11 protein-coding genes are annotated in these 17,006 nt (G+C 34.7%); 7 read left to right on the top strand and 4 right to left on the bottom strand.

The features are described 5' to 3' along the window. Positions 1–874: 874 nt before the first annotated feature. Positions 875–2,638: a serine/threonine-protein kinase gene (locus F6K06_RS23725; RefSeq protein ID WP_124154613.1), complete on the bottom strand. Its 1,764-nt coding sequence runs from the start codon at positions 2,636–2,638 to the stop codon at positions 875–877. 482 nt (positions 2,639–3,120) lie between these two features. On the opposite strand from F6K06_RS23725, the gene F6K06_RS23730 reads away from it, so the two are divergent. From F6K06_RS23730 to F6K06_RS23745, 4 genes are all read left to right on the top strand, one after another. After that, a complete protein-coding gene (locus F6K06_RS23730) occupies positions 3,121–3,768 on the top strand; it encodes a DUF3386 domain-containing protein (RefSeq protein ID WP_124154614.1) in 648 nt (215 codons plus the stop codon). Between the two features lie 104 nt (positions 3,769–3,872). Then, entirely contained in the window at positions 3,873–4,109 is a 237-nt protein-coding gene (locus tag F6K06_RS23735) for a NifU family protein (protein WP_124143321.1), read from the top strand. Positions 4,110–4,382: 273 nt separating this feature from the next. Continuing rightward, positions 4,383–6,524, top strand: coding sequence for a response regulator (locus tag F6K06_RS23740; RefSeq protein WP_287242530.1), 2,142 nt, complete (start codon positions 4,383–4,385; stop codon positions 6,522–6,524). 47 nt (positions 6,525–6,571) lie between these two features. After that, positions 6,572–8,617, top strand: coding sequence for a PAS domain S-box protein (locus tag F6K06_RS23745; RefSeq protein ID WP_287242533.1), 2,046 nt, complete (start codon positions 6,572–6,574; stop codon positions 8,615–8,617). A gap of 129 nt (positions 8,618–8,746) precedes the next feature. Here F6K06_RS23745 and F6K06_RS23750 read toward each other — a convergent pair whose 3' ends face one another. Beyond that, entirely contained in the window at positions 8,747–10,537 is a 1,791-nt protein-coding gene (locus tag F6K06_RS23750; protein ID WP_124154616.1) for a CHAT domain-containing protein, read from the bottom strand. Positions 10,538–10,971: 434 nt separating this feature from the next. On the opposite strand from F6K06_RS23750, the gene F6K06_RS23755 reads away from it, so the two are divergent. Together F6K06_RS23755 and F6K06_RS23760 are read left to right on the top strand one after the other, a co-directional pair. Further along, the gene (locus F6K06_RS23755) at positions 10,972–12,159 is read left to right on the top strand and encodes a hypothetical protein (protein WP_287242535.1); all 1,188 of its coding nucleotides are present in this window, start codon (positions 10,972–10,974) and stop codon (positions 12,157–12,159) included. Next, complete coding sequence (locus F6K06_RS23760) at positions 12,141–13,076, top strand: MoxR family ATPase (RefSeq protein WP_287242539.1); 936 nt, start codon at positions 12,141–12,143, stop codon at positions 13,074–13,076. Before F6K06_RS23755 ends, F6K06_RS23760 begins: the two co-directional genes overlap by 19 nt. 325 nt (positions 13,077–13,401) lie before the next feature. On the opposite strand, the gene F6K06_RS23765 is transcribed toward F6K06_RS23760, so the two are convergent. Together F6K06_RS23765 and F6K06_RS23770 are read right to left on the bottom strand one after the other, a co-directional pair. Beyond that, on the bottom strand, positions 13,402–13,638 hold the full coding sequence (locus F6K06_RS23765) for a hypothetical protein (protein WP_287242542.1): 237 nt from the start codon (positions 13,636–13,638) through the stop codon (positions 13,402–13,404). 64 nt (positions 13,639–13,702) lie between these two features. Continuing rightward, positions 13,703–14,503, bottom strand: coding sequence for an Rpn family recombination-promoting nuclease/putative transposase (locus F6K06_RS23770; protein ID WP_124143313.1), 801 nt, complete (start codon positions 14,501–14,503; stop codon positions 13,703–13,705). Positions 14,504–14,675: 172 nt separating this feature from the next. Between F6K06_RS23770 and F6K06_RS34210 the strand changes: the two genes are divergently transcribed. Continuing rightward, positions 14,676–17,006 (top strand): SUMF1/EgtB/PvdO family nonheme iron enzyme (locus F6K06_RS34210; protein WP_353734947.1); only part of this gene is annotated, 2,331 nt, incomplete at its 3' end.

The following is a 17,006-nucleotide window of genomic DNA, read 5'->3' on the forward strand; positions in this document are numbered from 1 at the left end:
ATGGTTAGTAGTTTTGCTCTAGCCCTAAATTAATGTTAGGATATTCCCTCTATTTTCTTTTTATACAGTAATGCTGCGCAAATAGTCTAAACTTATTGTACTAACTAAAAAAACGTACTGCTATATTTAGATATCTCCAAAAAAGATATAAACTTTTTGCAAAAGTAGGGAACAGGGAAGATATTTTTAGGAAAAAACTGCGGGAAATGATTTTGTGAGTAACTTTTACTTCTCTTGCTTATACTCAATAAAGAGCAAGTTTATTTTCTGGAGATGTCTATTAAATATTTGAGGGACTAAAGTCCAACTACAAACAAAAGATTTATTATAACTAATTAATTGCCTGAGTAAGTCATTCCAGTAGGATGCGTTAGACAGCAAAAATCACTCGTGGTGACAGCTATTTAAAAATCTGTCGCAGGGCACAATTTTAGTTATTGTTGTTGGGTTTCCTACCTCAACCCAACCTACGCTTATTGCTTCCTTTAAATACTACGAATTAAAATTAGGATAAAACAAAATGAATCCCATCTATTAAGACTTAAAAGACAAACATATTTTAATCACTGGTGGCAGTAATGGAATTGGGGAAGCTCTAACTAAAACATTTGCCGAACAAGCAGCAGAAGTTACAATACACCTGTTTCTGACTGTCAATTTTTAGCGATCGCCTGATGGTCTGTGATGATAACTTCTTGCCTATGAAGCTAATACACCATTTTAAGCTTGACGCGCCACTAGATTTTAGCCGTATCTAAAATGGTGCGTTACGACGGATTGTTAAATACCACCCGCAATCTAGATTTTAGCCGTCTAACGCACCCTACAAATTTTGCTATATGTGGTGGTTATGCGTAAGTTCTGAATTATTCAACTACTCATTCAAACTACCATCAGGCATAATTGCCCCTTGCAAATTTGCCCCTTGCAGATTAGCATTTTCGATATTTGCTCCTTGTAAATTGGCATTTTTCAGGTTAGCTCCCTTGAGTTTAGCTCCCTTGAGGTCAACACCCATTAACTTAGCACCAGTCAAATTTGCTCCTACTAAGTCTGCTCTCCTGAGATCAGCATCTTTTAAGACTGCCCCCTTGAGATCTACACCTCGGAGATTAGCACGACTCATCATTGCCCCACCTAAATTCGCTCCTCTTAAATTCGCTCCTTTGAAATTCGCTTTAGTGAGTTTAGCATCTTTAAGACTAGCACCTTGCAAATTAGCAGCTTGCAAATTAGAATTCATCAAATTTGCACCAGATAAATTAGCTCGTCGTAAATTAGCATTTTCTAATACTGCCCTCATTAAAGTTGCTCCACGAAGGAAAGCTTTTTCCAATTTGGTATTTTGCAAATTAGAACTCATCAAATTTGCTCCCTCTAAACGAGCGTTAGACAAATTAGCTTGCTGTAGTTTAGCTTTAACTAGGTTTGCTCCTTGCATTTGTGCACCTTTGAGGTTGGCATTTTGCAATCTAGCTTCCCTGAGTTCGATACCTCTCAAATTAGCTTTGAATAAATCTGCTTCTCGCAAATAAGCATCTTCAATTTTGATAGCTGCCAAGTCAGCACCACGAAGGTTACAACCTTGGCATTCTCCAGTTGTTTGTAATTGCTCAACTGCACTCTTACCTGAGATTTTTTTGGTGACAATTTCCTGTTGAGGTCTTTGTGTTTTCGAGAAATTAGTTTGTTGTTGTTGCTGTCGAAACACTGTTAAACTAGTAGCTAATATAGCAACAGCTGTAATACTAGCCATTCCAAATATAGCAGATGTTTTTACAGGTTTCATTGCCATCGTCACATTCTTAAAATTAGCAGCATCACCAAACATGGGAATTGGTTTGAGTGCGGCTAAAGCTGCTGCTGCATTTTCAAAACGGTCTTTGCTATTGGGAGACAGCATTTTTTCTAGCCACATTGTGAATAATGTACTCAGTTGTGGCATTAATTTTTTGACATTAAAACTATAGTTGCGGTCTATTAAGTTTTTGACCTCTGTACTAGGAGTACCTGTTAGCAAACAGATCAAGGTTGCGCCTAAACTATATAAGTCAGAATTTATAGTAACAGTACCATTTAATTCTTGTTCTGGTGACATAAACCCTGGAGTACCACTTATAGCATCACTTAAAATATCTTCTCTTCCTATGCGTGCAGAACCAAAATTAATTAAATGTGCAATAGGGAATCTTTCACCATGGGAGTGGGTATCAACTAATATATTTTCTGGTTTGATATTACCGTGAATAATTGGTGGAGTTTGCTTTTGTAAATAAACTAAAATTTCTAAAGTTGAAATCGCAATTTGCTTGATTTGTTCGGGAGTAAAACTTCTTCTTTCTGCTAAAGAATTGCCTTTTTGATATTTTGTAATTAAGCAAAATCCTTCGGTGGTTTCTAAAGAGTCTACATAATTGGGAATACGAGGATGTTGTAGTTGTTTGAGAATTTCTACTTCTCGTTCGTAAGCTTCAAACCCTGCCCAATTTGCATCACTATCTGCAAAACGAAATTCTTTAATGACCACCTCTTGGTCTTGTTTGAGAGCTAGTCCCTGATATGTCACTTCTCCTTCGTTTTGGTGACGTTCTATTTCTCTAATAATTTGATAGCCGTGGCTAGAAAGGTCTTGGTTCATGTTAATAGTACCGCCGTTTTTTTCTACCTGTAAATGGGGTGCTAATGCAATAACTCTATTTAATAATTATACCATATTTTTTATTGAGTAGCAATTACAAATTACCGCTATTCCTCATTTTGGCAATAATATTTAAGAATTATAATTTTTTTTTGATGAAATAAAAATTAGGTACATCAGAAGTTATTTAGTTACTTAGTTAGCTGGCAAACTTTTATTATACTTGTACTTAATTATGCTAAAAATAAGTGGCATAATCGAGCTATATTAATTGCTGTTTATAGCTAAAGTATTTACAATAAATTTTTTCCTAAAAATGGTATTTTTTTATACTTTTTATACAATCGTAAGTATCGATATACCTGAGAGACTGTTTTTGATTACCTAATTATTGAGATGAGTTGAACACAGTGCTAATAAATTTCAAAAGGACTCTTTTATGGTAAAATAATGCAAAACAATTTTGAGAAAAAGAGGTTTCTATGACAGAACAAAATGCTCGTGATTTATTTAAAGCTGCCTACGAACATCGCTACACTTGGGACTCTAATTTTCCCGGTTATAGTGCCGATATTGAACTAAAACAAGGGTCAGAACTGTACAATGGCCAAATTTCGATAAAAGCAGACTTCAGTGTAGAAGTCACAGGTATCTCAGACGAGGAAGTACAACAAAGCGTTTATACTCAATTGCGGGACGTAGTTACTCACCGCAAACGTTCATCCTTTGAAGCATCCCATGGTAAAAATAACTTCAGTCTAGGCGATCAGGATGAAACTGGTGCAGTTGAAATTCTTGTCGAAGGTGATGCGATGGGGTCAAATTACAAGGTTAGAGATCGGGAAATTTGTCTAGTTAGTCGGGTAATGGGCCGAATGGCTTTCGTAATTAATACTCACAAAAGCTTGGATACAGGAGAAGGTTTTATTGCTACTCACTATAACGCCATTTTCCGCAACCCTCAAACCAATGAAATCATCAGAGAACTAGAGTTTGAGGACAGTTATGAAAAAATTGGCAGTTACTACATAATGACTCGTCAGGTAGTCAATTCTACAGAAAAAGGTCAAGTAACAACAACCGAATTTAACTACTCTAATATCAAATTGCTAGAACCAGCAGTTGTGTAGAAACAATCTGAGCTTTTGGTCTATTTTGATGTTAATTCAGCTAAGATTAATTTAGGACAACCATAGTTCTAAATATTATAAATTCAACAAAACAAGGAGAAAAAATGGCTAAAGCATTAACCCCGGAAAATGTGGAAAATGTATTAGATGAATTACGTCCCTATCTCGTTGCAGATGGTGGTAACGTGGAATTAGTAGAAATTGAAGGTCCGATAGTAAATCTTAGACTAATGGGAGCTTGTGGTTCTTGTCCTAGTTCTACCATGACTCTCAAAATGGGTATTGAGCGCAAACTTAGGGAAGAAATTCCTGAAATTGTTGAAGTTGTTTCTGTGATGTAGATATATTTTCCCCACTCACATTATTTTTGGTGTGGGTGGGAAATTTCTTAATCAGAAAACGCACAGTTATATCATGTCCGGTTGAATAGTATATTGTAACTCAGATAATCAAACATAAATAGTCAGTATCAGTAAGTAGCTAAATAAAGTTCTACAAAGCTGTAGTTCCTAGAATTAAGTATTAATTGTTAGGTCAATTTTTCTCATCTACAAACCTGCAACCACTATTTGAGCCATTGTCAATTACTCATTACCCATTACCGACCTTTATCAATGAAAATTCTAGTTGTAGAAGACGATCAATTTATTGCCGAAACTTTAGCTGATGCCTTAACTGAACAACTTTTTGTAGTTGATATAGCCACAGATGGTCAAGTAGGTTGGGAGCAAGCTCAAGCCTATGATTATGATTTAATTTTATTAGATGTAATGCTGCCCAAATTAGATGGTATTACTTTATGTCAGAAGTTACGTTATATTAATCAAAATATTCCTATTTTACTTTTAACCGCTCGTAATAACAATCAAGATAAAGTAAAAGGTTTAAATGCTGGAGCTGATGATTATGTCGTTAAACCATTTAATTTAGAAGAGCTTTTAGCCAGAATTAGAGCATTATTAAGGCGGGGAAATGAGTCTGCTTCTCCCATCAAAAAATGGGGTAATTTATGTTTAAATCCTGAAAATTGTGAAGTTACTTACAATAACAAACAGTTAAATCTTACTCCTAAGGAATATGAAATTCTAAATCTTTTTATGCACAATAACCAAAGAGTTTTTAGTTGTAGTGCAATTTTAGATAAAGTTTGGAGTTTTGAAGACACACCTACAGAAGATACAGTTAGAGCGCATATTAAAGGTTTAAGACATAAATTAAAAGCAGTGGGCGCGCCTAGTGATTTAATCGAAACTGTTTATGGTTTAGGTTATCGGTTAAAACAAGTTGAAGAAGGAAGAAAGAAGGAAGAAGGAAGAAGCGGTGCGACCCCGCGTCGGCGACAGACGCAAGCGGTCAGACCCGGCGACGACGACAGTCGCAAGCGGTCGGAACCCGGCGAGGTCTCCTCGCCATGGGAACGCCGACCAAGAGAGGGAACGCTGACCAAGAGAGGGAACGCTGACCAAGAGAGTAAAAAGTGGATGGGGACTCAAACTCCAACCAATTGTAAACACTGTTTATGCGGCAAGGTATTAAATTCAAAAGAAAAAGATAAAGAAAAGTCTCAAAAATATCAGGAATCTCAACAAAAACTACAAGATTCCATCAGTAAAATATGGGATAGATTTCAAGGAAGCATTAATGAGCGGATTGGTGTATTAGAACAAGTAGTAGTAGCTGGAAAAAATGAAATATTAGAGATTGATTTACAAAAAAAAGCACAACAAGAAGCTCATAAATTAGCAGGTTCTCTAGGTACATTTGGTTTAGTAGATAGCTCAGATTTAGCTAGAGAAATAGAAACTTTATTGGCAGCAGAAAAAACTCTTAATTCTGACGAAATATTTAATCTATCTAAATTAGTGAAAAGTCTATGCAACAAGATAGAACAGCATAGTAATATCGACAAAGAAAAAAGTGATAATCAACAGATAAAATATCTCGATCGTCAATATTCTATTCCTATAGTTCCAGAATGTAAATTATTATTAATACTAGACAAAGATAGTTTATTCGCAAAACAATTAGTTGAGGATGCTGTCACAAAAAAAATACAATTTAAGCTGGCTTCAGATGTTTTAATAACCACAGATATAGATGCTTATATTAATCAGGATTTAAACTATAGTTTGCCAGATTTATCATTCTCTCCTAATGTAGTTTTACTTGACCTTGAAGTTGCTGCTAATTCAGAGAAAATATTAGCCAAAATTTCAAGTCAGATACCATCCTTACCTGTAGTTGTACTTAATACTAAAGGTGAATTGAACGATCGCGTAAAAATTGCTAAACTAGGAGCATCAGCATATCTAAAAAAACCATTACCAGCAGCTCAAGTTATAGATATAGTATTAGATATCTGGCGAAAAAATCAGACTTTAGCAACTGTGATGATTGTAGATGACGACCTGCAAATTTTGGAGACCATCGAACAGATACTAACGCAATGGGGAATTAAAGTTGTAACCCTGAGTGATGAGCGATATTTCTGGAAAACCTTGGAAAATAAAGTGCCAGATTTATTAATTTTAGACATAGAAATGCCATATTTTAATGGAATTGATTTGTGCCAAGTTATTCGTAACGATCCACATTGGAATTGGCTGCCTGTGATATTTTTGACAGCTCATTACAACCCTATTATTTGTCATCAAGTTTTTACTGCTGGTGCAGATGATTATATCTGTAAACCATTTAAATATTCTGATTTAATTACTCGTGTTATTAATCGAATTAAACGTAGTATCAGTGTTTGATTATGCAACTAATTAACTGTAAAAACAATTAAATAGGATAAAAAAAAATGCAAAGTGTAACTAACAATAAAACCAATTTAATAGAATCTTTAAAAAATGCTAATGCTCTATTAAAAGCAGAAATTAGGGAACGTAAAAGAGCAGAAAAAGCACTACAAGAACTAGTAGAAAAATATCAAAAAACATCTTTACAACTCCGAACTTTGATTAACGCTATGCCAGATATTGTCTGCTTTAAAGATGGGAAGGGTCAATGGCTAGAAGCTAATCAATCAATGCTGGAATTATTTGAAATAGAAAAAGTAGATTATCGTGGTAAATCAGATATAGAATTGGGAGAAATTAGTAGTTTTTATCGAGAAGCTTTTTTATCTTGTCATCATAGTGATAGAGAAGCATGGAAGAAAAGAACTTTGTCTAGAGGCGAAGAAATAATTCCCAAACGAGATGGCAGTGTCAAAATTTATGACGTAATTAAAGTACCGTTATTTTATGAAGATGGAAAACGTAATGGAATTGTTGTTTTGGGGCGTGATATTACAGAGCAAAAACAAACAGAAAAAGTGATGATTAGATTAGCTTCTATAGTAGAATCCTCTAATGATGCAGTTATTGGTAATACTTTAGAAGGAATTATTTATAGTTGGAATTCAGGAGCAGAAGCAATTTATGGTTACTCTATTTCTGAAGTAAAAGGCCGTTTGATGTCTATGTTAGCTGTGCCAGAAAGACCAAATGAAATTTCCCAAATTTTAGCAAATATTAGGGCAGGAGCTAGTATAGATAATTATGAAACTGTACATATTAGAAAAGATGGTAAACATATAGATGTAGCTTTAACAATATCTCCAATCAAAGATACTGAAGGTAATATTATAGGAGTCTCAACTATTGCTCGGGATATAAGCGATCGTAAGCAGATAGAAAAATCTTTTGAACAGCTTCGTTACCAACATCAATTAATATTAAACTCAGCCGGAGAAGGGATTTGTGGAATAGATATATTGGGAAAAATCTCTTTTGCTAATCCAGCAGCAGCAAGAATGACTGGTTATACAATTAAAGAACTGGTAAATAGTGACTGGAGTTTGATAATTTCTGGGAATAAAGCTAACAACAAAATTTACAAAATTTCAGCACAAAAAAATAACTCAGATAGTCAAGTTACAACAACTTTAAAAAAAGGAATAGTTTGTCAAGTTACTGATGAATTTTTTGGGCGACGAGATGGGTCACATTTTCCCGTAGAATATGTAAGCACACCTATTTTAGAACAGGGAAAAATTATTGGTGCAGTTGTGACATTTAAAGATATCACAGAACGTCAAGCAGTCGAACAGATGAAAGACGAATTTATTTCCGTGGTGAGTCACGAGTTACGCACTCCTCTTACTTCTATTCAAGGTGCTTTAGCTTTATTGAAAAGTGGATTACTTAATCAAGCACCAGAAAGAGGTAACAAGATGCTAAATATTGCTGTTACTAACACAGATCGTTTAGTACGGTTAATCAACGATATTCTAGATTTAGAACGTCTTCACTCCCAGCAAGTAAAAATAGTTAAACAAACTTGTAACATTGCTGAACTAATGCTCCAGACAGCAAATGAAATGCAACCTATTGCAGAGAAAGCAGGAGTTAATTTGTCAGTAAGAACAGTCGATACTAAGTTTTGGGGATGCCCCGACAAATTAATTCAAACCTTAACTAACTTACTTAGTAATGCCATCAAATATTCCCCAAAAGGAACAACAGTCTGGTTGACTGCTAGCAAACAAGTTATAAATAGAAACCATACTATTAGCTCCGATAACTTCACTTCAACAGTTAAAACAAAATGCTTATATAGTTATCAAGTTTTGATTGCAGTTAAAGACCAAGGGCGAGGTATTCCTGCCGATCAGATAGAAAGTATTTTTGGTCGCTTTCAACAAGTTGATGCTTCTGACTCTCGCCAGAAGGGAGGCACAGGTTTAGGTTTAGCCATTTGTCGCAGTATTGTCCAACAACATCAAGGCAAAATTTGGGCAGAAAGCACTTTAGGAGAAGGTAGCACTTTTTTTGTAGCCTTACCAATTTTGGATGAGATATAGAACCAATTTGGGATCTATTTAAGGGGAGATGGGGAGATAGGGAGATGGGGAATATGGGAAGTGTGCAAGGAACAAGTTGCTGAGGATTTACAGCGTATTTCATATGTTTTGGGCTTGTTTTTGTTTGAATTACCAGGGACTACCAACCATAGTAAACCCTGCCCAATAATAAGGATGAGATAAATTATCATTCTCCAGATTTGCTAACGCCGACGGTAACACCACTACCCTATGCACTCCACTTCCCCTTAACTCTCCTTCTGCAATAACCACTTTCCCTCGTAACATTGCGAACTGTGCTCGTCTCAACGCTTCTGCCTTAATCTTTGTATCATTCAAATGACTATAAAACTCCGTCATCAACCCCAATGTACCCTCATCACTCACATACCATACACTAGCTAACACTGACTTCACTCCTGCTGCTACCGCTAACCCTGCGAACCCTAATTCAGCATTTCTATCACCCAAGGCAGTACGACAAGCTGATAATACTAACAGTTCAACAGTAGATTCATTCCAACCAAGTTCTCTCATTTTGTCTAACTTTATTTGTTCAGTTCCCCACAATTGAATGTAAGAATTACTAGCTTTTCCTGGGAGAAAATCAGCATGAGTAGCTAAATGAATAATTGGGTAAGAATAACTCTCTGTTTGAATAACTAGATGATCAAGAGTAAAATCTTCATTGAGGAACATATCACCCTGCCATAACCGTTGCGCAATGTTTTCTAATTCTACAGGTACTGCTGGTAAGGGTTTGTGTTCAACAAATTCACTTGCTCCCATTGCTAATACTTGAGTATCTTGAAGTGGGCGATAGTTAGCATCCATTAAACTCACACTAGGAATTAAACTGAGACTGTATTTTTCTATGAGAAATTGTTCTCCATCATGTAATGCAGCAATAGGTAAAGTTCGTAAACCTTCATCCATACTAAATAGTAAAGTCTCAATATTTGCTGCTTTTAATTCTGCTAATATAGGTGCGATCAACCAATCATATAATTTTTGTGCTGGTGAGAGATAGCTATCAGTATAACGGTTATTCGGATCTGTAATTTGAAGTCGTAGTTCTAGTACAACTTCCATAAGTTTTTGGCGGTTAGCTTCGGCAATAGTTTTAATAATTGGTTGACCCGATCTGGTATATAAAATTATTTGTAATTGTTCGGGATAGGCATTAATATAAACAACGGCTGATTCTTTTCCTGTTTGGTTAGCCATATCAGTTAAGATATCTCGGACATTTTTTGTCTGGAGTAATGTTTCGTCAAAATCTTCTCCAAAATAATCTGAATATTCTTGGATTCGATTTTTTTCTAATATTGTTACTACTGGCTCAAAAGTTGTATTCAAGGTAAGATTTGAAGTCAAATTAGCATTATTAGAGTTTGATAAAGTCTTATCTTTTAAAGAATTTGTATAAATCATTGATAATTCGATATTTTTGGTTGAATGTATTTGTTGAGTAACACCATAAATCTTATGTTCCCACATAATATCTGGAAAATTTTGTCTAGAAATAATACCAGTAAAAAAAGTTATTTCATGTTCTTTATCTGATTGGAAATATATTTCTCTAGACAACTGATTTGTTGAAAACTTTTGATAATTTTGATGATTTTTAATTACCAAATCTTCTTGATGTCCCCTACTTTTTTCCTGATGATTTCCCAACGATAAAATGCCTCTTTCTAGGTTGGTATCTAAAGATTTATCTGCTGGTGAAAGTTGGGATAAATCTTGATTTTTTTCTGTGAAAAATGATCTACTTGTTATTGGTAAAGCCCAGATTAATGCTAAAAGATAATTCAGTAGAACGAAGGAAAAAAACAACTTTGGCAAACTGCAATAATTTAGAGTTTTAATTAATTTGAACTGACCTTGATAGAGTTTCAATAAATCTGCTTGTGTCATTGGTCTTGATTGAGTAAAATATTTGTACTTGTAGTGGCTGCTCTGCAATAAGTTTTGAACTACATTACCTTTTTAGAGCCTTTCACAGCCACTGTCACAATCTGATCAGAAAACTGATCAGATCGGGGCTTGACAAAATCAACTTTATGAAGTAAGGAAAAAAATGGAGAGAGGGAAGAGGGGGAAGAGGGGGAAGAGGGGGGAGAGGGGGAAGAGAGGGGTTGGGGGAGAGGTCTTAAATTATGAAACCCCAAAAAAATCTAGAGGTGCTACTAGCTTCACTCAGAGGTACTATTAATATTTGCGTAATATTTGCGTAGCATGACAAACGGAAAGTTCCAACCCAGGAGGCTAACTAATAACTAATAGCTGATAACTGATAACTGATAACTGATAACTGAAAAAGCTGATAACTGAAAAAGCTGATAACTGAAATGACAAGACGGCAGAATACGTTGAAGGCATCTGAGTCGGAATGCCAACAAATAAAACAACGAATTCAAAAACTTAATTGGAGAAGGGGAGAAAATAGTCAAGCACTTGTAGAGGCGAGTAAAAATTTAATATTTGACACAATTATTACGGGTTATGAAATTACTCTAGAAAAACTAGAAGAATTAATTGATGAAGAAGCAGTTTATATCCCTAAAACTCAGAAATCTGAATATCGCCAATTTAAGCAGAAAATTAAAAAATCAGCTAATCAAATAATCAGCAGTTTTAAATTAGAAGAGTTAATTGAATCAGATATTATTTTGGCAAAAAATATTTCTTATCGCACTTGGAGTAATTTCCAAAAAGGAACTCCCATTGATAAATCAGCTTTTGTAGCTTATTGGAAAGCTTTGGGTTTTGAAACAGAAATTATTCAAGAATTAGGTACTAAAAAAAATTCCTCAGATTTCCATAATCGTTCCACTCTGTTATATCGGATATTACTAAGTGTAAATCATCGACCTCAAATCAATATTTTCCAAAATTTAGCCAAACATAAACGGCGAGTAGGCGGATTTTTCATCCAAGGAAATTGTCACTATTGTCGAGCTTGGTTAATGCGTAGAATTGAAACGGAAATTATTAAATATGGAGCAGCAGAAGTTAAAAAGTTAAGTTTTGACCTAGCTTCTGATTTGACAGAATTTTCTATTCCTACTATTTGGATGAAACTAGGTGCAGAGTTACAGTTAACAGGTGCAGATTTTATCCAAAAAAAGCATATTATTTTGGTATTCAAAAATGTAGAGACTTTAGACAAAAAACGCTTAGAAGAATTATTAGAACAGTTTTGGTTTCCTTTAGTTAAACAAATCCCAGCAGGTAAAAACTTTTTGATTATGTTTTTAGAAGACTGTGGCGGTCAAAATGATTGGCGAGACAATACAGAAATATTTCCACAAGTTATAAAAATGCCAATTGCAGAATCTATATCTGAAACTGATATTCGAGAAGCTATTAATCAAGTAGAGATAATTTTACAGATGCAGTTACCATCAATAAATGATGCCATTAAAGATTTATTGACATATAGTAAAAATGGCAAATCTCGCCTAGTCCTAGAATATATGTACAAACTTTTTCAATGTCAATTCAGTCGGGAAACAAGATGGCAAACTTACCCCTAGAATATGAAGGAAATATCCAACCGCTGACGGGTGAATGGAATAATTTAGTACAACAAAATTTATATCCCTACTATCCGGACGACTTTTTAAAAGAAGCAGTTAATTTATCGATCAGATTAAATCGTCCTTTATTATTAGAAGGAGAACCAGGTTGTGGTAAAAGTCGTCTTGCATACTCCATTATTTATGAATTTAGTCAAAAATATCCCAGTCTAAATTGGAAATTTCGTCTCTGGAATGTTCAGTCAATTAGTAAAGCACAAGATGGTTTTTATACTTATGATTATATCGGACGTTTACAAGCAGCACAGTTAGCAAAGTTAGGGATAAAAAATCAGGAAACTGACCCTACTAATCTAATTAAATATCTAGAGTTAGGACCTTTAGGTTATGCCTTTCAAGAAAAAAAATATCGAACTGTAGTCTTAATTGATGAAATAGATAAAGCAGATACAGATTTTCCCAATGATTTATTATTAGCACTAGAAGAACAACGATTTGAAATTAAAGATTTACACCCCCGGCGTTGGTTAAAAGCTAATCCAAATGCTCCACCAATTGTAATTATTACTAGCAACCAAGAAAAAACTTTACCGAATGCTTTTCTCCGCAGATGTTTGTATCATTACATTGAATTTCCCGGTCAAGAACAACTAATAAAAATTATTAATGCTAGGTTTCAAAATCCTCCTAGTGAAATTGTAGAAAAAGCAATTGATAGATTTTTAGAATTGAGAGAAATGATGGAAGATGAACGAGGAGAAACTGGGAAAAAAATAAGTACAAGTGAATTAATAGATTGGTTTGCTATACTGAATGAGTATCCTCCAGAAGAAATAATAGAAAAATTAGAAACAGGATTACCCTTTGCCAGTACATTATTAAAAAGTCGTAGCGATCGCGAAGATTTTTTATAATAAGGAATAATTTTATTTCCGTTTAATTAGGGTTTACTGAATAAGTAGGTAAACACGAATAAAACTCACTATATACTATATAAAGAAATGTTGATGCACCTCATACCCTTGATATTGCTTCCTTCCACTCCGTTACAGTCGCTTCGGACATACTTGTAAATTTTCCCACCTATTAATTGTCGAGCAAACTTAATTGTGCTGGCACAGATAACTCCTGAATATTTAAGTATATTTTCAACTTTCCGAAGTCAGGTTGATGAGAAATATTTGATGGAAACAAATCAACCCAACTTCGAGTATTAGCCTATGTTTTATCAGGAATACTTTAATTATTTTCTCCATCAATAAATTGACTGACTTGTTCAACTTGTAATTCCATAGCCAAAGCTATTTGTTCTACAGTTAAACCCAGATTTATTAGATTAGGAACTACAGAAAATTTTTCCAATAAAATAGCCTCTTGTTGTACTTCTAGTTTGCCTTCTTTAAGCCCTTGTTCTTTTCCTTCTAAAAAAGCCTCTTGATAGAATCGAGTTTTTTTTAAATCCCTCAGGTAAAACATCGCTTCAATTTCCTCCCTACTTTCTTGTATGAATTTCTAAATTAGAATGCTTTAAAGGAATATTTTAATTATTTTCTCCATTAATAAATTGATTCACTTGTTCAACTTGTAATTCTAAAGCTAAAGCTATTTGTTCTATAGTTAAGCCCAGATTTATCAAATTAGGAATAGCTGCCCTTTTGGCCAATAAGCTACCCTCTTGTCGGCCTTCTGAAAAAGCCTCTTGATAGAATCTAGTTTGTTTTAAGTCGCTCAAGTTAAACATGGCTTCAATTTCCTCCCGACTTGCTTGTGGTAATTTATAAATTAGTATGGTTTTAATCAATTGCAACCAGCTTTCCTTCTGTTTTGGTTCTGGTTCTTCTTGTTGTACTCTATCTAATAATATTCTAGCGTCTGACATAGTTTGATTCTGGTCACTCACGACTAATTTTAGCGTGGCCAACCCTAATGGTTCTGTTGTAGATTTACCTAATTCTGATAAATAAATACGAGAAACTCGGCTGTTTTCTAGGATTTCTGTATATCCATAACTATCCCCTTTATCCACATCATGACTAGGATAAATTACAACTGCTTGCCAATTTCTTAATTGTTTTGTATTTTTGAGATAAAGAAATATTTCTCCAAAGAAACGGGCATAAAAATTATTGTCTGGTTGAAACTGAACTTCAACAAAATAGATAGGGGTTTCGGGTGTGACTTCAGTAGGCACAAATACACCGTCTATTCTAAAGGATGTTTCTTTAACTTCAATGGAATCAAATTGATAGTTTTTTGCTATAGTTTCAGGTAGTGAAATTAGTTCAAAGAAGGCGTTAGGTACAGATTGGAATAGGGTGTAAAAAATACTGTCTGTTCTCAAGGGAATAATTTGGATATATGGTTGAATTGAATTTAATTATACAACAATATATATCTCGGAATAATAATATAGAAAACAAAAACTTTTTTATCACTAATTATCCGGATATGATATAACATTGAATTATACTAGGCTACTTGTATTTTCCATTACCTATTTCTCACAAGTTGTTATGAAAAATCCCCCGTTAATAAATTTATTTTGGCGACTCAGAGAAGCTGGAATGAAACTCGATATTTCACAATACGAGTTAGCAACTCAAGCTTTATTAGCATCTCTGGAAATGGGGTTAGATATTTCTGATAAACAAGCTATTGCTAGAATCTATCGTACAATTTGGGTGAAGTCTCGTGAGGAACAAAAATTATTTGATAATTGTTTTAATGAATTATTATCGCAGCAGAAAAATGTCTTTTCAGAATTTCATCAATTCATCGAAACAGCAAATAATAATTCTATTTCTGAATCTGAAGTAACTGCAGTAGAAGAGGAAATAGTAGAAAGGTCATCTACTTCTAATTCAGAAATTCCACCAGAATCTACTTTTGAATCTGAAACTTTTTCAGAAGTTCCGCCTCAACCTAATTTTCAACCAGAAAGTTCACCTCAACAACAAATTCCTGAAGCTGAAATTTTTCCAGAAATTTCACATCAACAAATTCCTGAATATGAAACTTTTCCAGAAGTTTCACCTCAACAAATTCCTGAATCTAAAACTTTTCCAGAAAATTCACTTCAAAAAATTCCTGAATCTAAAACTTTTTCAGAAATTTTATTACCGCCTACTTTTAATAATCCTCAAGTTGCCACTGCTATTCCTAAAACTCCTAAAGATGGAGATTATTTTCCTGTTAGTCTTGCCCAAATACAGCAAACAAAACGTTTATTATTTCAGCCTCAATTAACAGAATTTTCTAGCGATATTAATGTAAAAGCTACTGTACAAGAAATAGCTAAAGAAGGTTTTTTTGTACAACCTATCTATAAATATGGTCGAGGAAAACCCAGAAAAATTATCTTATTAATTGACCAGTCTGAGTCAATGATGCCTTTTAATCCTTTCTGCCGTCAAATAATTAATTCTTGGCAAGAAGCTAATATTTATTACTTTGATAATGTGCCCAAAATAAGAATTTATGCTGACCCTGATTTTTCCGAAAAGAAATCTTTGAAAACTCTTTTATCCGAATTAGTTAAAGAAGAAATTTTAGTTTTAATTTTAAGTGATGGGGGTGCTGCGAGGGGTAGGTTTGTTTCAGAAAGAGTTGAAAAAACTGAGAATTTTCTCAAATTTCTCTCGCGAAAAGTGGAACGGGTGGCATGGTTGAATCCTTTGCCTCGCCATAAGTGGTGCGGGACTTCAGCAGAGGAAATTTCCGCTATTAGCAATGATAATTTTAATCTGAAAATGTTCGGTCTAAATTATCAAGAATTTAAGGGGATGTCTCAGTGGTTAATTTCTGGAAAATTGGGGATAAATTTGCCTGTTGTAAAAACTGATGTTGAGGAGGTAGAAATTGTCAATGAAAATCTCGATCAAATTGCTGCTTTTACTGAATATTTCGGCGAACCTCATCTGATATTTGCCCAACACGCTGCTTTTCCTTTGGCATTAACTCCTGACCTTTTATATCGTTTATGGCAACGGTTTTTTGCTAGACAGCGCAATTTTAATATTCCTTGGTATGCTGTGGCAGATATTTTGTTGTCGAGTTTTTGTCATGCTGTGGATAGGGAACTCTATGAAATGGATCGGGGTATTCGGAATCAGTTGTTACAACTTTGTACTGAAAGGTTTGGGCAGTCTCGACTGGAGGAATTATCTCAATTTTTGGTCAGTTATATTGATTCTCAAGTTAATCGTGGGGAGTCTGTATCTAGTATTTGGCAGGGTCAAAGATGGACTGCTTTAGCTTATACTCGCCCAGAATTAGCTGCCCGTCAGTTGGCGGAGTCTTTGCAGGAAGCTTATGGACGGGATGATAAAGCGGAGTTGGTGAGGTTGTCGTCTTTGATGGAAACTTTGGCAGAACCTTTGAGAGAATATGAACCTTTGTTAGTGATATTGGGGCAGGGGTATGGTGGTTATGCGCGGGGTGATGTTGCTGGAGTTGAGAATGTGAGGAGAGAGTTGGGAAAGAGTGAGGTTGATGTAGGAGGTGTGTTGTTGAGAGTTCCTGTTGCGTTGCCTTTACAGACTTTTTCCTTTGAGGTGGTGACGGTTAATAGGAAGGGTGAAGAAATTAATCGTGTTTCGAGAGAGGCTAAATTTTTTACTGAAGATTTGGGTAATGGTGTGATTTTGGAAATGGTGGCTATTCCTGGGGGAACATTTATTATGGGATCTCCAGAAAGTGAAGAAGGAAGACTTGATCAAGAAAGTCCCCAACATGAAATTACTTTGCAACCTTTTTATATGAGTAAATATCCCATTACTCAAGAGCAATATCAAGCCATTATCGGTGAAAATCCCTCTCACTTTAAAGGAAGAAACCGCCCTGTA

The organism is Okeania sp. SIO1H4, from assembly GCF_010672695.1.
In the GTDB taxonomy this organism is placed as follows: domain Bacteria; phylum Cyanobacteriota; class Cyanobacteriia; order Cyanobacteriales; family Microcoleaceae; genus Okeania; species Okeania hirsuta.

Excerpts from the sequence above, each read along its gene's own strand:
- F6K06_RS23750 (WP_124154616.1), bottom strand. The coding sequence starts at position 10,537 with ATGACACAAGCAGATTTATTGAAACTCTATCAAGGTCAGTTCAAATTA.
- F6K06_RS23745 (WP_287242533.1), top strand. The coding sequence starts at position 6,572 with ATGCAAAGTGTAACTAACAATAAAACCAATTTAATAGAATCTTTAAAA.
- F6K06_RS23735 (WP_124143321.1), top strand. The coding sequence starts at position 3,873 with ATGGCTAAAGCATTAACCCCGGAAAATGTGGAAAATGTATTAGATGAA.
- F6K06_RS23765 (WP_287242542.1), bottom strand. The coding sequence starts at position 13,638 with ATGTTTTACCTGAGGGATTTAAAAAAAACTCGATTCTATCAAGAGGCT.
- F6K06_RS23740 (WP_287242530.1), top strand. The coding sequence starts at position 4,383 with ATGAAAATTCTAGTTGTAGAAGACGATCAATTTATTGCCGAAACTTTA.
- F6K06_RS23755 (WP_287242535.1), top strand. The coding sequence starts at position 10,972 with ATGACAAGACGGCAGAATACGTTGAAGGCATCTGAGTCGGAATGCCAA.
- F6K06_RS23760 (WP_287242539.1), top strand. The coding sequence starts at position 12,141 with ATGGCAAACTTACCCCTAGAATATGAAGGAAATATCCAACCGCTGACG.
- F6K06_RS23730 (WP_124154614.1), top strand. The coding sequence starts at position 3,121 with ATGACAGAACAAAATGCTCGTGATTTATTTAAAGCTGCCTACGAACAT.
- F6K06_RS23725 (WP_124154613.1), bottom strand. The coding sequence starts at position 2,638 with ATGAACCAAGACCTTTCTAGCCACGGCTATCAAATTATTAGAGAAATA.